The sequence below is a fragment of the Neptunomonas sp. genome, from assembly GCF_041601355.1.
GTDB lineage: Bacteria > Pseudomonadota > Gammaproteobacteria > Pseudomonadales > Balneatricaceae > Neptunomonas.
Map to the genome: position 1 here is coordinate 1 of NZ_JBFIIH010000036.1, position 18,990 is coordinate 18,990.

The window sequence follows — 18,990 nt, forward strand, 5'->3', positions numbered from 1 at the left end:
CAGCCTGAACTACTGATTGGCGAGGGTTCAGGCTTTCAGGATCTGATCGCCAATCCGCTCCAGAGACTCAACAACCAGTGTCGGTGTCACCTCCCAGTCATCAAACAATGAGGATTCACTGCGCTTAACCCACGCGGCTTTCATACCAAAATTCAGAGCACCGATAACATCAAAAGGGTTACTGGATATTAGCCAGCTTTGCTCTTTGGACGATGCGCTGCGTTGTAAAAAATAGTCATATACTGCCGGATCAGGCTTGAAGGTTTTCAGGGAATCCACACTGACAATATCGAGCAGGTACTGCTCAGTACCTGAGTGTTGAAGGAGTTTTCGAACCGCAGCTTCAGTACCATTGGAAAATGCATAAGGGCGGAATTGATCTTGATTCAACGCTGCCAATCCATTCAGGGTATCCTGAAAAGCCGGCAGTACCGCATACAATGATAGCAATCCGGACTTCTGATCTGAGCTCATGTCTACCTGATGTAACTTGCAGGCGTACTCCAGCGCGCTACGGGTACATTCAGAAAAGGGAAGGTAACTTTTCATCAGCCCTCTACGGAATGAATACTCTAATTGTTTTTCTCGCCAGGTATTCGAGAATGCCTGCGCTTTATCGCCGATCATCTCTTCAAGTTGAGTCAACAACCCGTGGGTATTAATCAGGGTTCCATATACATCAAATGCCAATGTAATTGTCATCATTACCTCCGGTCAAACGTGTGAACAAAGTGTGTAACTAACGTACTTATCAGTACAATGCGGGTCAACCCTCTGGTTGAAATATTAACTCAGTGCAAAAAAACTCATGACCTGGCAATAAAGCGCTCAATCAAGGCTTTGTTAGCCCTGCTGCGATCTAAAGATCGTTAAAAAATTAATCCCAGCGGATAGCACTGGCGAAATCAACAAATCGTGTAATTTCATCCTTGTTTTCACTTTGACCCCACATAAAGCCTATCGATCTTTTTTGTTTCGACTCTACCAGCGGGCAGGTCCTTATTCCGGCTGACCTGCAATGCTCGGGCACAATCGCGATGCCGATACCGGCTTTAACCAGTGCCAGTGCCCTGTCATCCTGATCGGTCACATAGATGGAGTTCAGCCGTACGTTGCGTGACTTCAGCAGCTCTTGAATCACCCGTCGGTGTTCACAGTGAGAACGGGAAATAAACGGCTCCTTAATCAGGTCATCGATGCTCAGCGAAGGAGATTTACTCAGGTGGTGGTCTTGCGACATAGCGACCACATAGGCTTCACTGAACAGCTCTTTGTCATACACAAATTTCCGGCTGCTAAGGGGCGGGGGCGGCAATATCGTCAATGCCAGATCAATACGCTCTTCTCGCTCCAGCTTTTCAATGTTCAGACTATTGGCATCCGTTACATTTAAAACCAAGCCCGGATTTTCCCGGCGATACTGCTCCACCAAACGGGTAACGTAATGGATCGATAGTGTATTGATCACCCCCAGCCTGAGAACGCGTAGTTCATCATGGCGTCTTAGCTCATCTTTGGCCCTGGAACATTCATCTACAATAACTTCTGCGCGTTTCAACAGCATCCTTCCGGCCGGCGTTAATACGACGTTACGCTTATTGCGGGTAAATAACTTAACGCCCATTTCGGCTTCTAGCTTAGAAATTGAAGCAGAAAGCGCCGGTTGTGAGACAAAGGCCCGCTCAGCACCGCGCGTAAAACTCTCTGATTCTGCGGCGGCCAGAAAAAGGCGTAATTGTTGTAATTCCATATCATAACCACTAGTTATCGTAACGATAGAAATAATCGATTTTATTTATTCTAAATAGAGCTTTACCCTTTTACAAGTTAACAAAATGATAATGAGGAGTCGCTGATGACAACGAGTAACAGACCCATCGCACTGATTATCGGAGCCGGTGATCATCTGGGATCAGCGATCGCACGGCGTTTCGCCAGAGAAGGTTATTATATCGTTGCTACCCGTCGCCGTGGTGATCTGCACACTCTGGTCAGTGATATTCAGGCAATGGGGTCTGAAGCTACCGCGTTTCATTCGGATGCACGCGATGAAACACAGGTAACCGAACTGATTGATAAAGTGGAATCAGAACTAGGCCCGATCAGTGTTGCAGTATTTAACGTTGGCGGAAATGTACGCTTCAGCATCACTGAAACGACAACCAGGGTGTACCGTAAAGTCTGGGAAATGTGCGCCCTTGCCGGTTTTCTGGTCGGCCGGGAAGTCGCCAGGAAAATGATCTCTCGTCAGCAAGGTAGCATCATTTTTACCGGAGCCTCGGCAAGCTTACGCGGAAGCAGTGGCTTTGCAGCCTTTGCCGGTGGTAAGCACGCCTTAAGAGCGCTCGCTCAATGCATGTCCAGAGAACTGGGCCCTCAGGGCATTCATGTTGCCCATGTGGTCATTGATGGACTGATCGAAAACGAAGCCACCAAAGCGTTCCTGCCGGATTTATTTGCCAGCAAAGGAAAGGACGGCATTATTCAACCCGATGACCTGGCCGAAGTTTACTGGCAGATTCATAACCAACCCCGCAGTACATGGACATTCGAGCAGGATGTTCGCCCCTATGCAGAAACATGGTGATCATATCGTTCAAATATCATCTGAATAACATTAAGTGAGGAAGATTAAATGAGTAAAACTATTGATTTTTATTACGACTTTATTAGCCCTGCCTCCTATTTTGCCCTCGTGCGATTAAAAGAGATTTGCACGCGAACCGGCACTAAAATTAATTACAAGCCGATGCTGTTAGGCGGTGTATTCAAAGCCCAGGGTAACACTGCTCCGGTGACGGTACCGGCAAAATGGGAGTGGATTAAAATTGATTTTGCCCGAACCGCTGAATACTACGGTATTCCTTACACACTCAATCCACATTTTATTTTCAGCACGGTTAACGCAATGCGCGGTGCTCTTTGGGCCATATCAGAAAACCGGATTGAAGAGTACAACCAGGCTATGTATCAAGCCGCATGGGCTGAAGGAAAAGATTTGTCCTCTGCAGACGTCCTCATCGATACCCTTAATAAAGCGGGTTTTGATGCCGACACCGTTATGCAAGCGATCACCCGGCCAGAGGTTAAACAAGCGCTGATCACATCGACGCAAGAAGCCGCAGCTCGTGGGGTATTTGGTGCTCCGACTATGTTTGTTGGTGACGACATTTATTTCGGACAAGATCGTGTAGATTGGGTCGAAAGAGCGCTGACTGACAAAGTTAAACCATGAGATCAACAATGAATAACTCCCTGACATATTCACTGGTTATGTTGTTAGCCGGGATCGGTATACCCCCGATGGCCGCATTGAATAACGGATTGAGTGGAAAATTGCTGTGACGATGTGAACTGTGTTAATCCAGTGAGAAATGTATGAACGGCAATATCCAACGATTCAAAATTCTTAGCGCCGGTGTGTTCAGTCTGATACTCACCATGGGTGTGGCTCGTTTTGCCTACACCCCGTTGCTGCCTATCATGCAACAGCAAGCAGGTCTGGGCGTGGCTGAAGGAGGATGGTTAGCCGCGGTTAATTACCTGGGATACCTGTGTGGCGCGCTGGTTGCCACCATGATCAGTGATCTGTCTGTTAAAGACCGGCTCTATCGCATAGGGCTGGTGGTTGCGGTCATCACGACCGCGGGTATGGGGTTAACAGAGAATATATGGCTTTGGTCCCTGTTTCGGTTTCTGGCCGGGTTGAGTTGCGCTGCAGGCATGTTGCTGGGCGGGGGATTGATTCTTAACTGGCTGATTCGTAACGGCTATCGCAGTGAGTTAGGGATTACCTTCGGCGGTGTAGGCTTGGGAATGGTCTTATGCTCGATTGCTGTCGAGCTGATGAGCGGATACTTTGACTGGAGCCAGCAATGGCTGCTATTTACCGTTATTGCTTTAGTGATTATGCTGCCCGCCTGGGTATGGCTCCCACCGCCGGACTCAACAAAAGTCACCAGTAGCGGTGAAACGATGATCGACTCTCCGCCTGGCCCGGTTTTTATGCGTGTGTTTTTAGTCGCTTATTTTTGTGCGGGTATTGGTTATGTGGTCAGCGCTACCTTTATCGTCGCTATTGTTGATCAATTGCCAGGCCTGGAAGGCAAAGGGGTATGGGCCTTTATGGCAATGGGCGTGGGCGCTACAGTTAGTGCTATTATTTGGGACCTGATCGCACGTCGGATAGGCTTACTCAACGCACTGATCAGCGCCAGCATACTTCAGATTCTTGGAATACTGCTACCCGTCATTGAGCCCAACTTAATTTTCACTATGACAGGTGCGATCCTCTTTGGTGCTACCTTCAGTGGCATGGTCTGTTTGGTGCTGACCATGGCTGGACGATACTATCCAACCCGTCCGGCAAAAATGATGGGCAAGATGACATTATCTTTCGGCGTAGCCCAGATTATTGGTCCCCTCATCGCCGGGTTGCTCGCTGAAGAAAGTGGAAACTATAACGATGGTCTCTATATGGCAGCAATTGTCATGGCGTTTGGCAGTGTTCTACTGGTAACGCTCAAGTCTCTAGAGCCCAAAATAAAGCAAGTTCAGCTAGCCCATCCCTAACGCAGAAACTGATCTGTTTTCGGATCTGTGCGTTGAACGCTTTATGTAATTTTCAAAAAAAGTGATACCTTGCATAGACGTTATTGCGTTTACCGGGCATCAAAATAGATAAGTTTACTCTTGGTTGCGCATCAATTTTTCAATATTAAATCAGTGATACACGGGCTGAATACATAAGAAAAAAGCCAAGGAGACTGTTATGACTAAAGGCATGGCTACAGATGTAGAAATAGCGCAACAGTTTACGCCGCAGCCTATTACCGACATCAGCGAAGCACTTGGGATTGATGCACAATATCTTTATTCTTATGGCCGTGATATCGCAAAAGTGAATTTAAAAGCACTAACCACTCCCAGTAAAAAAAAGGGCAGGCTGATTCTGGTTTCAGCAACAACCCCGACGCCATCCGGAGAAGGAAAAACAACCACCACCATCGGACTGGGCCAGGCATTCACTCAGCTGAATGAATCGGTATGTATGGCACTACGCGAACCCTCGCTGGGTCCGTGTCTGGGTATGAAAGGTGGAGCAACGGGCGGTGGTTATAGTCAGATAATGCCCGCAGATCGCATCAATTTACACTTTACCGGCGACTTTCATGCCATCACCAGTGCTAATAATTTACTCTCTGCGGCGCTGGATAATCATATCTATCAAGGCAACGAGTTAAGCATCGATCCTCGCCAAATCGTGTGGCGCCGCGTCATGGACATGAACGACCGCAGCCTGAGGAAAATAGTATTGGGCCTTGGTGGCAAGATGCAGGGTATCCCTCGCGAAGGCGGATTTGATATCACCGCTGCCTCTGAAGTGATGGCCATGTTGTGTTTAGCGAATGACGCTAATGATTTAAAACAGCGACTGGACCGTACCTTAATCGGGTTCACGTACCAGGGAGACCCCGTCTATGCCGCACAATTAGAAATTACAGGAGCAATGATGGCGTTGCTTCGTGACGCTTTACAACCTAATTTAGTGCAGAGCTTTGAAGGTACGCCAGCCTTTGTACATGGAGGCCCCTTTGCCAATATCGCCCATGGTTGCAATAGTGTAATCGCCACGCGAATGGCGATGCACTACGCCGACTGGGCGATCACAGAAGCCGGCTTTGGTTTTGATTTAGGTGCCGAAAAATTTTTTGATATTAAATGCAGAATAGCCGAATTAGATCCGGATGCAGTCGTACTGGTCACCACTGTACGGGCATTAAAGATGCATGGTGGAAAAAATATAAACGACTTGGAAAACGAGGACCTGGTGGCACTAAAAGAAGGCCTGGGAAACCTCGATAAGCACATAGAGAGTGTAGAATTATTTAATAAGCACCCCGTCGTTGCCCTGAATCGATTCGCTACCGACACCGATGCAGAAATTGCTTTGATTCGCGCACGCTGCGAAGCATATGGCGTTGCTTTTGCCGAAACAAATCATCACGCCAAGGGTGGCAAAGGAGCAATCGGATTAGCCAAAGCAGTCATGGCATCTGTTGAAAAAAATAGCCCCTTCAAACCTCTCTATGAATTGGACGCCAGCGTATTAGAAAAAGTGCGTGCCGTGTCTAAAGCCATGTACGGTGCAGATGATGTGGCATTTTCAAAAGATGCAGAAAAAGATCTCAAACAGGTCGAAAAACTAGGGCTCACCCACCTTCCCGTGTGCATTGCAAAAGCACCTAGCTCTTTATCGGACGACCCGGAGTTACATGGCAGACCGCGAGACTTTGAGGTCACTGTCAACTCAATTCAAATTAACTCAGGTGCGGGCTTTTTAGTCATCCTGACCGGAAAAATTCTGCGTATGCCGGGACTACCTAAAATACCTGCCGCCAATAGTATCAGGTTACTGGAAAACGGCATTATTGTAGGATTAAAGTAACCAAGCAGTTTCACATCAAAACAGAGGCATTCATCGCTGCGTGATTTTTCAAGTGCTGCCAAACCTTATTTACCCGGGCGAGCTTTTTTTGTTCGGGATGGACTGCAATCCAAAAAGTCCGCACGATACTCGTCTGTTGCGCTAATACCGGTATCAAATCAGGATGTCGGCGAGCTAAAAAGCAAGGCAGTATCGCCAGCCCCAGACCTTCACGAACCGCTATTGACTGCGTCACGACACTGGTACTTCGAAAGCATGGATTTGAGTTGGGAAGTAAGCGCTCCAGATAGGAGAGCTGGTCACTAAACACCAGGTCATCAACATAGCCTATGAGCGGATGATGGTAGATATCTTCAACGACATTGATCTGCTGCGAACGCGCAAGATAATCATCAGAAGCGTACATACTAAGGCGATAATCACATAGCTTGGCGACAACCAGCGAGGTATTCGGCGGCTTTTCAATCGTGACGGCAATATCAACTTCCTGGTGAGACCATTTTACAAAACGCTGTAACGGCAACAGGTCGATAATGATCTGCGGATACTGCTGACAGAACTGCACCAACTCCGGTGCAATAAAGTCATTACCAAAAGCTTCTGTGACGCCAAGCCGTACCTTACCCTGATTCTCTAAGTTTTTACCTTGCAAAATATCATTGGCCGCTTGTGCCCGCTGATCCATATCGCGGGCAGTCTGTAAGAGTAACTGGCCATGTTCGGTCAGACTATGGCCTTCGGCACTACGATCAAATAACTGAGTAGCCAACTGATCTTCCAAGCGGTGTAAACGGCGTGAAACCGTCGACGCATCTATGCCTAAGCGCTTAGACGCTTGTGATAGTTTCTCAGTTCGCGCGACTTCTAAAAAGACCTTTAAATCATCCCAGTTCATATCTATTCTCTTTGTGATCAGAGGCTTGCAATTTTGCAAGGGCGCATTGCCATACTGTCTATTGTTTACACGATACCCTGCCGCTATCCTAGATATCAATTAATATACACTGCTTGCAGAAATGCATCTTTATATGCAGTGCAACATAAACCAGATATCTACTCACGATCTCTCTGGAGGTAATAATGAGCATTCCCCATGTAGCAATGATTATTAACGGCGAAAAAGTTGAAACCACCAGCGGCATTTGGGTTGATGTGCTCAACCCCGCCACTCAGGAAGTTGTTGCCAAAGTACCGTTTGCCACGCTTGATGAGGTCGACACTGCTGTCGCTAGTGCAAAAGAAGCCTTCAAAAGCTGGCGCTAAGTATCAGTCGCCAAACGCCAGGCCATTATGTTGCGTTTCCAACAACTGGTTCGCGACAACACCAAAGAACTCGCCGGGCTAATTAGTCTGGAACACGGCAAGACACTGCCTGATGCTGAAGGTGAAGTCGGTCGAGGACTGGAAGCTATCGAAAATGCCTGCATGGTCACTAAAATCCAGCTCGGCGAGATCGCTGACAATGTTGCGGGTGACGTCAATGTATATACGTTAAACAAGCCACTGGGCGTCGGTGTCGGTATTACCGCCTTTAACTTCCCGATTATGCTGCCTTGCTTCATGTTCCCGATAGCCATCGCATGCGGTAATACCTTTGTACTCAAGCCCTCTGAGCAGGACCCGACATCGACAATGCGTTTGGTAGAACTGGCAATGCAAGCAGGTGTTCCGGCGGGCGTATTGAATGTTGTTCACGGTGGCGCCGATGTCGCTAACCGTCTGGCAGAGCACCCTGATGTTAAGGCGCTGTCTTTTATCGGTTCAACTCATGTCGGCACATCCCTTTATCAGCGTGCCAGCAACAGCGGTAAACGCGCACAGTGCATGATGGGTGCAAAAAACCATGCCGTTATCATGCCTGATGCCAATAAAGATCAAGCGATCAACCATATGCTTGGGTCGTGTTTTGGCGCGGCAGGTCAGCGCTGCATGGCCAACTCCGTTGTTATTTTAGTGGGTGAAGCGCGTGAATGGCTGCCAGAAATGGTGGAACGCGCTAAAAGTATGATCGTCGGCCCTGGTAGTAACCGCGAAGCAGACTTAGGACCATTAGTTTCTCCCCAGGCACAAGCACGTGTTGAAGGCCTGATTGAAACAGGTGTTAAGCAAGGAGCGTCGTTATTACTCGACGGCCGTGGTGTCAGCGTTGAAGGTTATCCAAAGGGCAACTTTGTCGGTCCTACATTGTTTGCAGATGTCACGACCGACATGGATATCTATACTCAGGAAGTCTTCGGTCCGGTGATGTGCGTGATGGGCGCTGATGATCTGGAGAGCGCTACTGATATTATCAATGCCAATGAAAACGGTAATGGTACGGCTATCTTTACCAACTCAGGCTGGAACGCACGCTGGTTCGAAAATAACGTTGATGTAGGACAGGTGGGTATCAATATTCCAATCGCGGTACCGGTTGCCTACTTCAGCTTTACGGGATCACGTGCGTCTAAACTCGGTGATTTAGGGCCTAACGGTCAACAAGCAGTTCAGTTCTGGACTCAGACGAAAACCGTATCAGCTCGCTGGTTTGAGCCTGGCACAACGTCTGACAAAGTCCACACGACGATTTCTATGAAGTAAGCGGCGTTGATTGCCAGTAAGCGATACTGGCAATCGATTCTGGTAAGAGAACTATGACAGCGGAGGGAGAACCCTCCGCTTGTTACACGCAGCAACCAAGACAAAATCCTTCGATGCCTTAAAACCACTACCCACCTTAAATATTTTTATATTTCCTTTCAGGCCTGCCGACACTTCCGTAGCTGACTTCTGCCGATAGCTCATTATTGCTCACCAGAAATTCTAAATAGCGACGCGCGGTGGTGCGACTGGCGCCTATATATTCACCGACCTCTTCTGCATTCAACGCATCAGAATGCGTACTGAAAACGCTTCGTACCTTTTCTAATGTCAGGGCATCCACGCCTTTTGGCAGACGAGTTTCCAAACCGTCATTAGACGTTGCTGTAGTGCTGTAAGGCAAAATAGTATCGACATCACTTTGCCCCAGAGTTTGCATGGCTTGGAATTTTTCCAAATGCTGATGATATCGATCCAGCGTTTCCTGTAAACGCTCAAAGACTAACGGTTTAAGAATGTAATCAAACACTCCGCCATGTAACGCTTCCCGAAGAGAATCCACCTCTTTTGCAGCAGTGACAAGGATCACATCGACACTGCTGTTTCTGGCACGTAATTTACGTAATAGATCCAGCCCTGTCCCTGTTGGAAAGTGTATATCCAGTAGCAAGAGCTCAGGCTGCAATACGTCAATCAGATCTTCTGCATCTTCTAAACTATGGGCAATACCGACAAGCTCAAAGCCGGCTATTCGCTCCAGAAAGCGCTTTTGTATCTCTGCTATTTGTTGATCATCTTCAGCGATGACGATACGTATCAAGTTCATATTTTTTTCTTATTTTAAGTTTTCATATTGGAGATCTTTCTTCTTTCAGCCCTTTCTTCTTTCAGCCCTTTCTTATTTTAGGCAGGTACACAATAAAACGGCTTCCTTCTTCCTCGCCTTTCTCCAGCATAATAGTACCTCCCAGCGTTTCCAGCAGACCTTTGACCAGATGCAGACCGATACCGTGGCCCATCTCAGTCTTACTGGTAAAGCCTTTTTCAAAGATTTGCTGCTGCTGATGCAAGGAGATCCCCGCGCCCTGATCCTCTATTTCAAATATAAGATCATTTCCCAGGTCAGTCATCGACACCTTAACCATCCCACCCGCACCTTTATGTCGCAAAGTCGCTTCCAGGGCATTATCAATTAGATTACCCAGCACACTCACCAATTGCTCTCTGGGCAAATATTCTGGTAACTCTGTCATTTTGCTTTCCGGATCAATAACCAGACGCAAACCGAGTTCTCTGGCACGATTGTATTTACCTAAGAAAAACCCTGCCAACACCGGATCAGGCACCACCTCAAGCAGCAGACGAATTAGTTCCTGATGCTCTTGTGTCTCCTGCCCGATAAACGCCAGTGCTTCATTTTTAGCATCTAACTGAATCAAGCCGGCAATGGTATGTAATTTGTTAGAGTATTCATGTGCCTGGCTACGCAGACCGTCGGCATACTGCTGAATACGGGTTAATTTTTTACTCACCTGATCAAGCTCATCTTTTCGTCTAAAACTCGAAACGACGCCGCTAATCTGATCTCCCTGCTTTAAGGGGATACGGTTTACAATCAGACTATGATTCTGCAGCCATACTTCATAGTCAAAATGTGGTTTTCCTGTTTTAAGAATCTCTAGCATCGCACTACCGGGCAATACTTCTTCGATTGACCTGCCCATTAACTGTGTATCTTCTGAAAGCCCAAGGGTTTTAATAGCATTACGATTAAAAATAGTAATTTTTCCTTTATTATTAATCGCTATAATGCCCTCACGAACAGACTCCAATGTGGCTTTTTGCTCATCAAATAATCTCGCTATCTGTTCAGGCTCCAGACCAAATATTGCTTTTTTAAAGTGGTTGGCAAACCAAACAGCAATAATCGCACTCAACAATAACGAGAGCGCTATGACAACCATCAGCGTTAATCGATAGTCGCTGATAATTTCATCAACCCGATCAAGATGATAACCCACCGAAACCACGCCAATAACATCACGATCATTATTCGCAAATACCGGTGCTTTTCCGCGCATCGACCAGCCCAAACTACCTAAGTCTTTTGAAATGTAGCCTTTTCCTTGTTTCAATGCGAGAGCACTATCATCACCTTCATCATCGGCCATCGACAAACCTACTTTTTCCAGGTTGGGATGCGCCAAACGAATACCGTTTTTATCACCGATAACCACAAAGCGGGCCTGTGTTTTCTTTGCCAACAGCATACTAATCGGCTGCAGTGCATCGGTATCGCCACGAGCAACAGCTTCTGAAATTTGCGGAACAGCAGCAATCGTCTTAGCAACATGCAATGCCCTTTCGCCTATCTGCTCTTCCAGAGACTGGTGCAGGTATTGCACAGCAAAAGCACCCAGCAACCCGGTTTGTAATAGGGCCATCAGCCCCAACACAAGAATCATTCGCGTTTTGAGCTTTAAACGACTCAGTAATTTCATGGTTTTTACCCAGGTGGCTCTTATCAATAAACCAGGTAAGTGAGCAGGTCTACTGGTCTTTATATTTCAGCCCTTTGGTGAGATAGTAATCAGGCAACAACTTCAACACCCGTGAACAGTATGCACAAAAAGAATTAAAAATTTTAAAAAGCTTTTAAACTCATAACCTTTAACAAAGCCAGTTGAACAATTATCCTGCTCCCATCATAACAAGAAATAAAACAGCATCGAGGTAATTTTTATGTTCTGCAAACCAACTCCTAAAAAACGTTCGGCTCTCATGGCCGCAGTGTTAACCACTTGCCTGACCGCCGGTTTTTCATTGAGCGCTTCAGCAACAGAAAGCATCCACTTCCTGATACCGGGTGGTGCTGGCGGCGGCTGGGACTCAACCGCACGCGGTACAGGTGAAGCACTGTCTAAGTCGGGCCTTGTTTCCACAATCTCTTACGAGAACATGTCAGGCGGCGGCGGCGGTAAAGCCATTGCGCATCTGATTGAAACGGCTACGCAAAAGCAAGACACATTAATGGTGAATTCAACGCCAATCGTCATCCGCTCGCTCTCCAAAGTGTTCCCTCAGTCTTTTCGGGATCTCACACCGATTGCCGCGACCATAGGAGATTTTGGTGCTTTTGTTGTCAAAAATGATTCTGAATACACCAGCTTTACGCAAGTTATAGAAGACTTCAAAAAAGATAATCGCTCAGTGAAAATATCCGGTGGCTCAGCGCGGGGCAGCATGGATCATTTAGTCGCTGCAATGGCATTTAAAGCCGCTGGCGGCGACCCGTCCAAAGTACGCTACGTCGCTTATGATGCTGGCGGAGAAGCAATGGCCGGACTACTGTCAGGCGAAACACAAATTCTTTCTACCGGCTTCAGCGAAGCGCTGACGCTCTCTGCCGCAGGTGAAGTACGCATTCTGGCAATGACCGGAGATGAGCGTAATGACGCAGATCCAAGTGTACCCACTCTGAAAGAATTAGGTTATGACGCATCGTTTGTAAACTGGCGCGGCTTCTTTGCAGCACCAGGCATATCTGAAACACAGAAAAATGAATTTATCGACTCCCTTGAAAAAATGTACCAAACCAATGAATGGGAAGAAGTCAGAGCCCGTAACGGCTGGGTAGAGAGTTTCAAGCCCGGAGCACAGTTCGTGAGCTTCCTTGAACAGCAAGAGCAAGAGATAGGCGACTTGATGCGCGAGCTCGGCTTTCTGTAGTAACAAGCCTCTCTACAGAATGAAGTAGTCACTCTTCAAAATCTTCGGGCCATGGTCGCTGACAGAAAAACAGTGCCTGGCCCGACATCTCTATTACCCCACATAGCGGAGAGTTCCGCCGTCCGGAGTACCCCATGATTTTTACCAAAGACCATATTGGTGGACTTATATTCCTGTGTTTATCCGTCACGTACGGTTACTACGCCGGCGATATTGCACTACTGCCCGGTGATGAGTATGAACCGTTCCATGCGCAGACATTACCTTACGCCTTAGCAATTCTGGGGGGAGGGCTTTCACTGGCACTACTCATCACCGCTAAATCAGACCTTAACCATAAACTTAGCTTGCGCGGGTATGACTTTGTGCTGGTCGCCAAGCTACTCGTACTTGTGGTGCTGTTTGCATTAGCACTGGAGTGGGTTGGATTTTTGTTAGCAACCGTATTCTTCTTAGTAGGTGGATATTGGTTACTCGGCGAGCGTCGTCCCAAAATGCTGTTGTTAGCGTCGGTTCCCTTTGCTATCGGGATCTGGTTTGCCCTTACCCAATTGCTGGATGTCTATCTGGCTCCGGGGCAACTCTACACACAACTATTCGGAGGATAAGCTAATGTTAGACGGAATCTTCACCGGCCTATCAACGGCTGTTATGCCCTTTAATTTAATGATGGTTGTTGTCGGCTGCTTCGCTGGAACATTCATCGGCATGTTACCAGGACTGGGACCCATCTCAGCGGTAGCCTTAATGATCCCGATTACTTACGGCATCGACCCTGCATCAGGCATCATTCTGATGGCCGGTGTTTATTACGGTGCGGTATTTGGCGGTTCGACCTCCTCTATTCTTATCAATGCACCCGGTTGCGCGAGTACCGTTGTAACATCATTTGATGGCTACCCATTGGCACAGCAAGGACAAGCAGGCAAAGCACTGGCTTTAGCGGCATACAGCTCCTTTATCGGTGGAACCATTGGTGCAATAGCATTACTCATTGCCGCACCCGCCTTAGCTGCAGTATCCCTGAGCTTTCAATCTACCGACTATTTCGCCCTTATGGTTTTAGGCCTGACCGCTGTTGCTGCTTTTTCAGGTAAAGGGCAGGTCATTAAAGCGATGATTATGACTGTTTTTGGTCTGATGATAGCCACGGTCGGCACCGATAAAACCTCTGGTGTTCCCCGCTTCACCTTCGGCAGCATTGACCTGATCGACGGCATTAGCTTCCTTCTGCTAGCGATGGCGACGTTTGCGCTCGCTGAAGTGGTAATGACTATCCTCAATGGAAAGCACAAAGAAAAAGATGCACAGCTGGATATGGCTCAACTCGGTAGCATGAAGCTGAGTAAAGAAGAGATATTACATGTCGCACCGACTGTCGCCCGCTCTTCTGTGTTTGGCTTTATTGTCGGTGTTCTTCCCGGTGCTGGTGCGACTATTGCTTCTTTTCTTGCTTATGGGCTTGAGCGAAACATTGCATCCGCAAAAGAAAAACTTAAATTTGGTAAAGGCTCATTACGCGGCCTGGCAGCGCCGGAAACGGCCAACAATGCGGCCTCAACAGGTTCATTCGTACCCCTGCTGACACTCGGCATCCCAGGATCAGGCACCACCGCGATTATGTTAGGCGCCCTGATTGCTGCTGGCGTACAACCCGGCCCTCGCCTGTTTGTTGATAATCCTGATGTATTCTGGTCAGTCATTATCTCGATGTATTTTGGTAACCTGGTACTGTTGATTCTCAACTTACCCCTGATCCCTTATATTTCGAAATTATTGACCATTCCTCGTCCGATATTAATTCCTCTGATCCTGTTCTTCTCAATCACGGGTGTCTATCTGGTGAGCTTCAACACCTTTGATATCCATATGATGGTGGTTATTACCGTTATTGCGCTCCTGCTGAAGCTACTGGAATTCCCGATGGCACCCATGCTGCTCGGTTATATTCTGGGCGGGCTCATGGAAATCAACCTCAGCCGGGCGCTGGTGATTTCAGATGGTAGCTTTGCGTTTTTATGGGAACGGCCATTAACACTAGGCATCATGATAGCGGCCATTCTTATGCTATGTTTACCACCCATTCTGGAACGACTGAACAAGCGTAAAGCTGTTCGTGGTCCGGAAGCAGCCATCAATGAAGGTGAGGGGTAATCACACACTTCTTTATTAAGATTGCTTAATCCAACTAAGCTTAGCTCACAGCATTGATAATCAATGCTGTGAGCTTTTTTGGCATTAAGCGTAACTACCCGAAAATCACGCCCGGCAACCACAGCGCAATCTGTGGATAAGCAACAACAAGCCCCAGACCAATCACCTGCAGAATAATAAACGGAACTACCGCTTTATACAGGTCATAGATAGTAATGGACGGAGGCGCCACCGATCGCATATAAAAGAGATTATACCCAAAGGGGGGCGTGAGATAGGCCGTTTGCATGCTGATAATAAACAATACGGCGAACCACACTGTGTCAAATCCCAGCTCCTGAACAATAGGTACAAACAAAGGTACGGTAATAAAGACAATCGCAAAATCATCAAGGAACATACCCAGCACGAAGTAGGTTACCAGCATCGCGATAATGACCCAGTAAGGCGAAAGGTTCGAATCTTCTACCAGTTCAGTCAGCAGAGAACCTGCCCCCAAACCAATATAGACCTTACTGAAAAATACAGCCGCCACGGTAATCCAGATCAACATACCCATTAACTGAGTGGTGCTCATAAGTACTTCTTTAAGCATCTTGATATTCAATGTGCGATAGATAGCCGCACATAAAATGGAACCCGCCGCACCCACCGCTGATGCTTCCGACGGTGATGTAATACCACCGACAATAAAGCCCAACACCGTACCGATAAGGAGACCCGGCAGAATCAATGCTTTGAGTGCTTTTATCTTATCAAAACCATTAACACGCTCAGCCAGAGGAATTGAAGGGGCTTTTTCCGGATTTTTGACGGCAAACAGGAAGATATAAAGCATGTAGATGCCGGCCAACATTAAACCCGGCATCAAACCTGCTGCAAACAATTTACCGACCGACTCCCGGGCAAGAAATGCATAAACGATCATCAATACGCTGGGAGGAATCAAAAAACCTAACGCGCCACCCGCCATGATAGTACCGGTAACCAGCTTCTTGTCGTAACCTCGCTTAAGCATTGCAGGTAAGGCGATGATACCTAAACTGACGGTTGCTGCACCTGATACTCCCGCCAGCGCGGCGATAATCGCACATACAATCACTGTGCCCATTCCCAGGCCACCGGGAACACCGCCCATCAGCTTGTTAATCATCTCAAACAGGTCATCGGTTATACCGGATCGCTGCAGCATTAACCCCATAAAAATAAACATCGGGAGTGCCACCAGCAGGAAGTTATCCATCGCCGAAAAAGCACTGTTGGCCATTAATTCGAGGCCAGCAGGCCCCCATAGAAAATAGGCTGAACCTGTGCCTACGGTCAATAACGCCCAGGTTAACGGGGCGCCCATCGCCAATAGAGCCAGCATGGACAAAAACATGCCTGAGGTAACCAATAAAGGATCTAGATCTAACACGGATACACCTTCGTTTTTTCAGTATACATCTGCACAATTCTTATCAGACCCTTGTTAAGTAAGGCTCTTTGAAAAAATAACAGATATAAAAAACTTACAGAGCTATCAACCCATTCAAAAATCAGCCAAGTAGGACGCTACTCAGGACTCACTTTCTGCTTCCGCTGGCATACCCAGAGCAACCACCAGGCTACGAATCAAGGCAGCTAAGCTTTGCAACATCATTAGGGCTATAGCCAGAGGGAGAACGGATTTGAAAGGATAAACAATTGGCGCCCAGGTACTCTTTGAAGATACCTCTCTAATCGCCCATGACTCCGCAGCGTAGTTAAAGGTGATCACAAAGAAAACGCCGAATACAACTAAACCAAGTGTGCCGGTTATCACGTCCATAATTGCTCTGGTGCGAACTGAGAACAGGTTATAGATCACTTCACTTTTCACATGGCCGTGGTGTCTGTGAGTATAGACACCTGCCAGTATGCAGAAAGTACCATATAACATCGTGGTACTTTCATGTGCCCATGAGGTAGGGCTGTTAAATAAATAACGTGCCGTCACCTCATAGCCAAGTACAGCAATCATGGCAAGGCACATCCAGGAGATGCTCTTGCCAACCCACTCAGATACCCTGTCTTGAAAAGCAAGATATTGAGAAAGTTTTGACATTAAGCTCTCCCGGTAGCCTTCGCTGTTGCGATAATCGCTTCAATCGCTTTAGCGTTACGCGCAGACTTTTTACCTTCCTCTGCCCAGATATCCATGGCGGCTACCGTCAGCGCTTTAGAATCTTCAGCAGGCAAAGACGCAAACTCAAAGATACCCTCAGCATTCACATCCAAACAGCCGTTAACATTCCAGGCGTGCATATTAGTCGCATGTTTAGCAGTGGCTAGTTCGATGACTTTTTGCTGATCCGGCGCCAGAGAATCCCACTTTTTCTTATTGATCAGCATGCCATCAGCATAACCAGGGTTGATCATGTTCAGGTAGGTATAGTGCTTAGCCGCTTCGTGCAGCTTGAGTGCTTTGTATTCCAGTGAACCGCCGTAGATGACACCATCAATTGCACCGGTAGAGAGTGCGATGTACAGCTCCTGGCTAGGCAGGTATACCGTCGGAATACCAAATTTTTCAAGAATCGCCGCAACAGTTGCCGTCGCACGGATCTTCATGTTTTTCAGGTCATCTAAGCTTTTAACAGGCTTAGTTGTCAGCAAATCGTATGGGCCACCAAACACAGGCCCTAAATAATGCACGCCCTTTTCGGCATAAGCTTCTGTCAGCAGATCACCAAGACCTTTAGTCTGGTGCAGGTACATTGCTTCATCAAAGCTTGTCCATGCGCCCGGAATACCACTTTCAATTTTAGCAATATCCAACTGACCAGCCCAATAACCGCCATAACCCTGACACATATCCAGCGTACCTTTAGATACGGCATCTAACATCTGGTCATTAGGCACGAGCTCACTTCCACGGAAACGTGTGATACGCACACTTTTGTTCGAGCTGGTTTTAATATCATTGGCGAAGGCTTTATACAGATCATCAGTTTCTGTTCCGTATAATGTTTGCATTCTCAGGTTAACTTTATCGCCGGCATGTGCAGAAGTTGCTGATAGGGCGAGCGGTGCTGCAGCGATACCGGTGGCAGCTGCTTTCAATAAGTCTCTTCTTTTCACTCTCTTATTCCTTTCATTTCATAAGTTCTGATAGCTTATTAGCAGCGAGTTTCAGGAATCGTAAAAGCACATTCTATTTAGGTTCTAACAGAAGCTCTCTGATAACGTTCCTATCGGCTACCGGGTAGTTACGCAGTATTTTTAACACCGTTTAGTGTAAATTAAAAGCTACAGTCGTTCGATATTTAGTCTATCGACCTACTACGAAGAAACTTTTATTTATTAGACAAAACTAAATTAATGAAAAGAATTTTTTATTATAACCGCGACAAACTATTGTTTTTGAATGAAAAAATAGTGATACGCAGTAAAAAACAAGAAAAGCCTTACCTTTTGCAATGATTATTGCCCCTGGAAATTCAAATGCAACCGATATCAATTAATGTTTAATATATTGAACATCAGGAAGAAAGAGGACGAGGATCTTACGAATTTAAGTACGGCTTTGAAAGGTAGCGGATTATTTACACCTCTATAAAGACTGAAGAAGCGACCAGAGATTTAAAACTCAGGAAAGCCTTGAGCATCAATGGTCACTTCGCTATCCAGCTCACCCTCCACATCAATTAACTCGCCGTTTCCTGGCTCAATATCATTGCGTGTCCACCAATATTTGAAACCGTTAGCTAACATCCACTGGCCTACACGATCCAAAGTCGACCACTCCCGGCAGCACCCCCGGGCACTGTTTAAGCGTAACGGTGAACCATCAACATAAACCAGCGCAGCCCAGGCAAACGGATGCTTATCGGGATCACCAAAACCGCCACCTTGCTTATTCCTGTAGATACGGTAGGCGACAGCAAAATCTCCTATTCGTCCCTGCCCGCGAACAATGGGAAGTTCCGCCTGAGTAATCACTCCGGCAATTTGCAGGTAAGTTTCTAAACTCTCATTATCGGTCATCATGAGTCATGTTGTTGCTTTTTCGGAAAGATGGTCATACATTATGGTTCATGCTGTACGGCTCGACAACT

Annotated in this window: 16 protein-coding genes and 1 pseudogene; 8 read left to right on the top strand and 9 right to left on the bottom strand. The window is 47.0% G+C overall.

From position 1 onward, the window contains the following. Positions 1-27: 27 nt before the first annotated feature. Both ABY436_RS07870 and ABY436_RS07875 read right to left on the bottom strand, forming a co-directional pair. On the bottom strand, positions 28-705 hold the full coding sequence (locus ABY436_RS07870; RefSeq protein ID WP_372738433.1) for a haloacid dehalogenase type II: 678 nt from the start codon (positions 703-705) through the stop codon (positions 28-30). A gap of 172 nt (positions 706-877) precedes the next feature. Next, the gene (locus ABY436_RS07875) at positions 878-1,750 is read right to left on the bottom strand and encodes a LysR family transcriptional regulator (protein ID WP_372738434.1); all 873 of its coding nucleotides are present in this window, start codon (positions 1,748-1,750) and stop codon (positions 878-880) included. A gap of 105 nt (positions 1,751-1,855) precedes the next feature. Here ABY436_RS07875 and ABY436_RS07880 point away from each other — a divergent pair, with 105 nt between their 5' ends. The 4 genes from ABY436_RS07880 (at position 1,856) to ABY436_RS07895 (ending at position 6,448) form a co-directional block, all read left to right on the top strand. Further along, positions 1,856-2,587: an SDR family NAD(P)-dependent oxidoreductase gene (locus ABY436_RS07880; protein WP_372738435.1), complete on the top strand. Its 732-nt coding sequence runs from the start codon at positions 1,856-1,858 to the stop codon at positions 2,585-2,587. Positions 2,588-2,635: 48 nt separating this feature from the next. After that, on the top strand, positions 2,636-3,235 hold the full coding sequence (locus ABY436_RS07885; protein WP_372738436.1) for a 2-hydroxychromene-2-carboxylate isomerase: 600 nt from the start codon (positions 2,636-2,638) through the stop codon (positions 3,233-3,235). Positions 3,236-3,378: 143 nt separating this feature from the next. Continuing rightward, positions 3,379-4,572 (top strand): YbfB/YjiJ family MFS transporter, encoded by a 1,194-nt coding sequence (locus ABY436_RS07890; RefSeq protein ID WP_372738437.1) that lies wholly within the window; start codon positions 3,379-3,381, stop codon positions 4,570-4,572. A 211-nt stretch (positions 4,573-4,783) separates the two neighbouring features. Then, positions 4,784-6,448, top strand: coding sequence for a formate--tetrahydrofolate ligase (locus ABY436_RS07895; RefSeq protein WP_372738454.1), 1,665 nt, complete (start codon positions 4,784-4,786; stop codon positions 6,446-6,448). Positions 6,449-6,458: 10 nt separating this feature from the next. Here ABY436_RS07895 and ABY436_RS07900 read toward each other — a convergent pair whose 3' ends face one another. Further along, the gene (locus ABY436_RS07900) at positions 6,459-7,343 is read right to left on the bottom strand and encodes a LysR family transcriptional regulator (protein WP_372738438.1); all 885 of its coding nucleotides are present in this window, start codon (positions 7,341-7,343) and stop codon (positions 6,459-6,461) included. A gap of 185 nt (positions 7,344-7,528) precedes the next feature. Here ABY436_RS07900 and ABY436_RS07905 point away from each other — a divergent pair. Beyond that, positions 7,529-9,028: pseudogene (locus ABY436_RS07905) on the top strand (CoA-acylating methylmalonate-semialdehyde dehydrogenase). Between the two features lie 136 nt (positions 9,029-9,164). Here ABY436_RS07905 and ABY436_RS07910 read toward each other — a convergent pair. Then, the gene (locus ABY436_RS07910) at positions 9,165-9,854 is read right to left on the bottom strand and encodes a response regulator (RefSeq protein ID WP_372738439.1); all 690 of its coding nucleotides are present in this window, start codon (positions 9,852-9,854) and stop codon (positions 9,165-9,167) included. Between the two features lie 61 nt (positions 9,855-9,915). Further along, on the bottom strand, positions 9,916-11,529 hold the full coding sequence (locus ABY436_RS07915; RefSeq protein WP_372738440.1) for an ATP-binding protein: 1,614 nt from the start codon (positions 11,527-11,529) through the stop codon (positions 9,916-9,918). Positions 11,530-11,770: 241 nt separating this feature from the next. Here ABY436_RS07915 and ABY436_RS07920 point away from each other — a divergent pair, with 241 nt between their 5' ends. The 3 genes from ABY436_RS07920 (at position 11,771) to ABY436_RS07930 (ending at position 14,911) form a co-directional block, all read left to right on the top strand. Next, positions 11,771-12,757 (top strand): tripartite tricarboxylate transporter substrate binding protein, encoded by a 987-nt coding sequence (locus ABY436_RS07920; protein WP_372738441.1) that lies wholly within the window; start codon positions 11,771-11,773, stop codon positions 12,755-12,757. A 134-nt stretch (positions 12,758-12,891) separates the two neighbouring features. Further along, positions 12,892-13,365 carry a tripartite tricarboxylate transporter TctB family protein gene (locus ABY436_RS07925; RefSeq protein WP_090723171.1) on the top strand — a complete coding sequence of 158 codons (474 nt, stop codon included), beginning with the start codon at positions 12,892-12,894 and terminating at the stop codon, positions 13,363-13,365. Between the two features lie 4 nt (positions 13,366-13,369). Further along, a complete protein-coding gene (locus ABY436_RS07930) occupies positions 13,370-14,911 on the top strand; it encodes a tripartite tricarboxylate transporter permease (RefSeq protein WP_372738442.1) in 1,542 nt (513 codons plus the stop codon). A 94-nt stretch (positions 14,912-15,005) separates the two neighbouring features. On the opposite strand, the gene ABY436_RS07935 is transcribed toward ABY436_RS07930, so the two are convergent. From ABY436_RS07935 to ABY436_RS07950, 4 genes are all read right to left on the bottom strand, one after another. Then, a complete protein-coding gene (locus ABY436_RS07935) occupies positions 15,006-16,328 on the bottom strand; it encodes a TRAP transporter large permease subunit (RefSeq protein WP_372738443.1) in 1,323 nt (440 codons plus the stop codon). Positions 16,329-16,469: 141 nt separating this feature from the next. Next, entirely contained in the window at positions 16,470-16,997 is a 528-nt protein-coding gene (locus ABY436_RS07940; protein ID WP_090723163.1) for a TRAP transporter small permease subunit, read from the bottom strand. Continuing rightward, on the bottom strand, positions 16,997-18,013 hold the full coding sequence (gene dctP, locus ABY436_RS07945) for a TRAP transporter substrate-binding protein DctP (protein ID WP_372738444.1): 1,017 nt from the start codon (positions 18,011-18,013) through the stop codon (positions 16,997-16,999). The genes ABY436_RS07940 and dctP overlap by 1 nt, the downstream gene beginning before the upstream one ends. 501 nt (positions 18,014-18,514) lie before the next feature. Continuing rightward, positions 18,515-18,922, bottom strand: coding sequence for a hypothetical protein (locus ABY436_RS07950; protein ID WP_372738445.1), 408 nt, complete (start codon positions 18,920-18,922; stop codon positions 18,515-18,517). Positions 18,923-18,990: the final 68 nt, after the last annotated feature.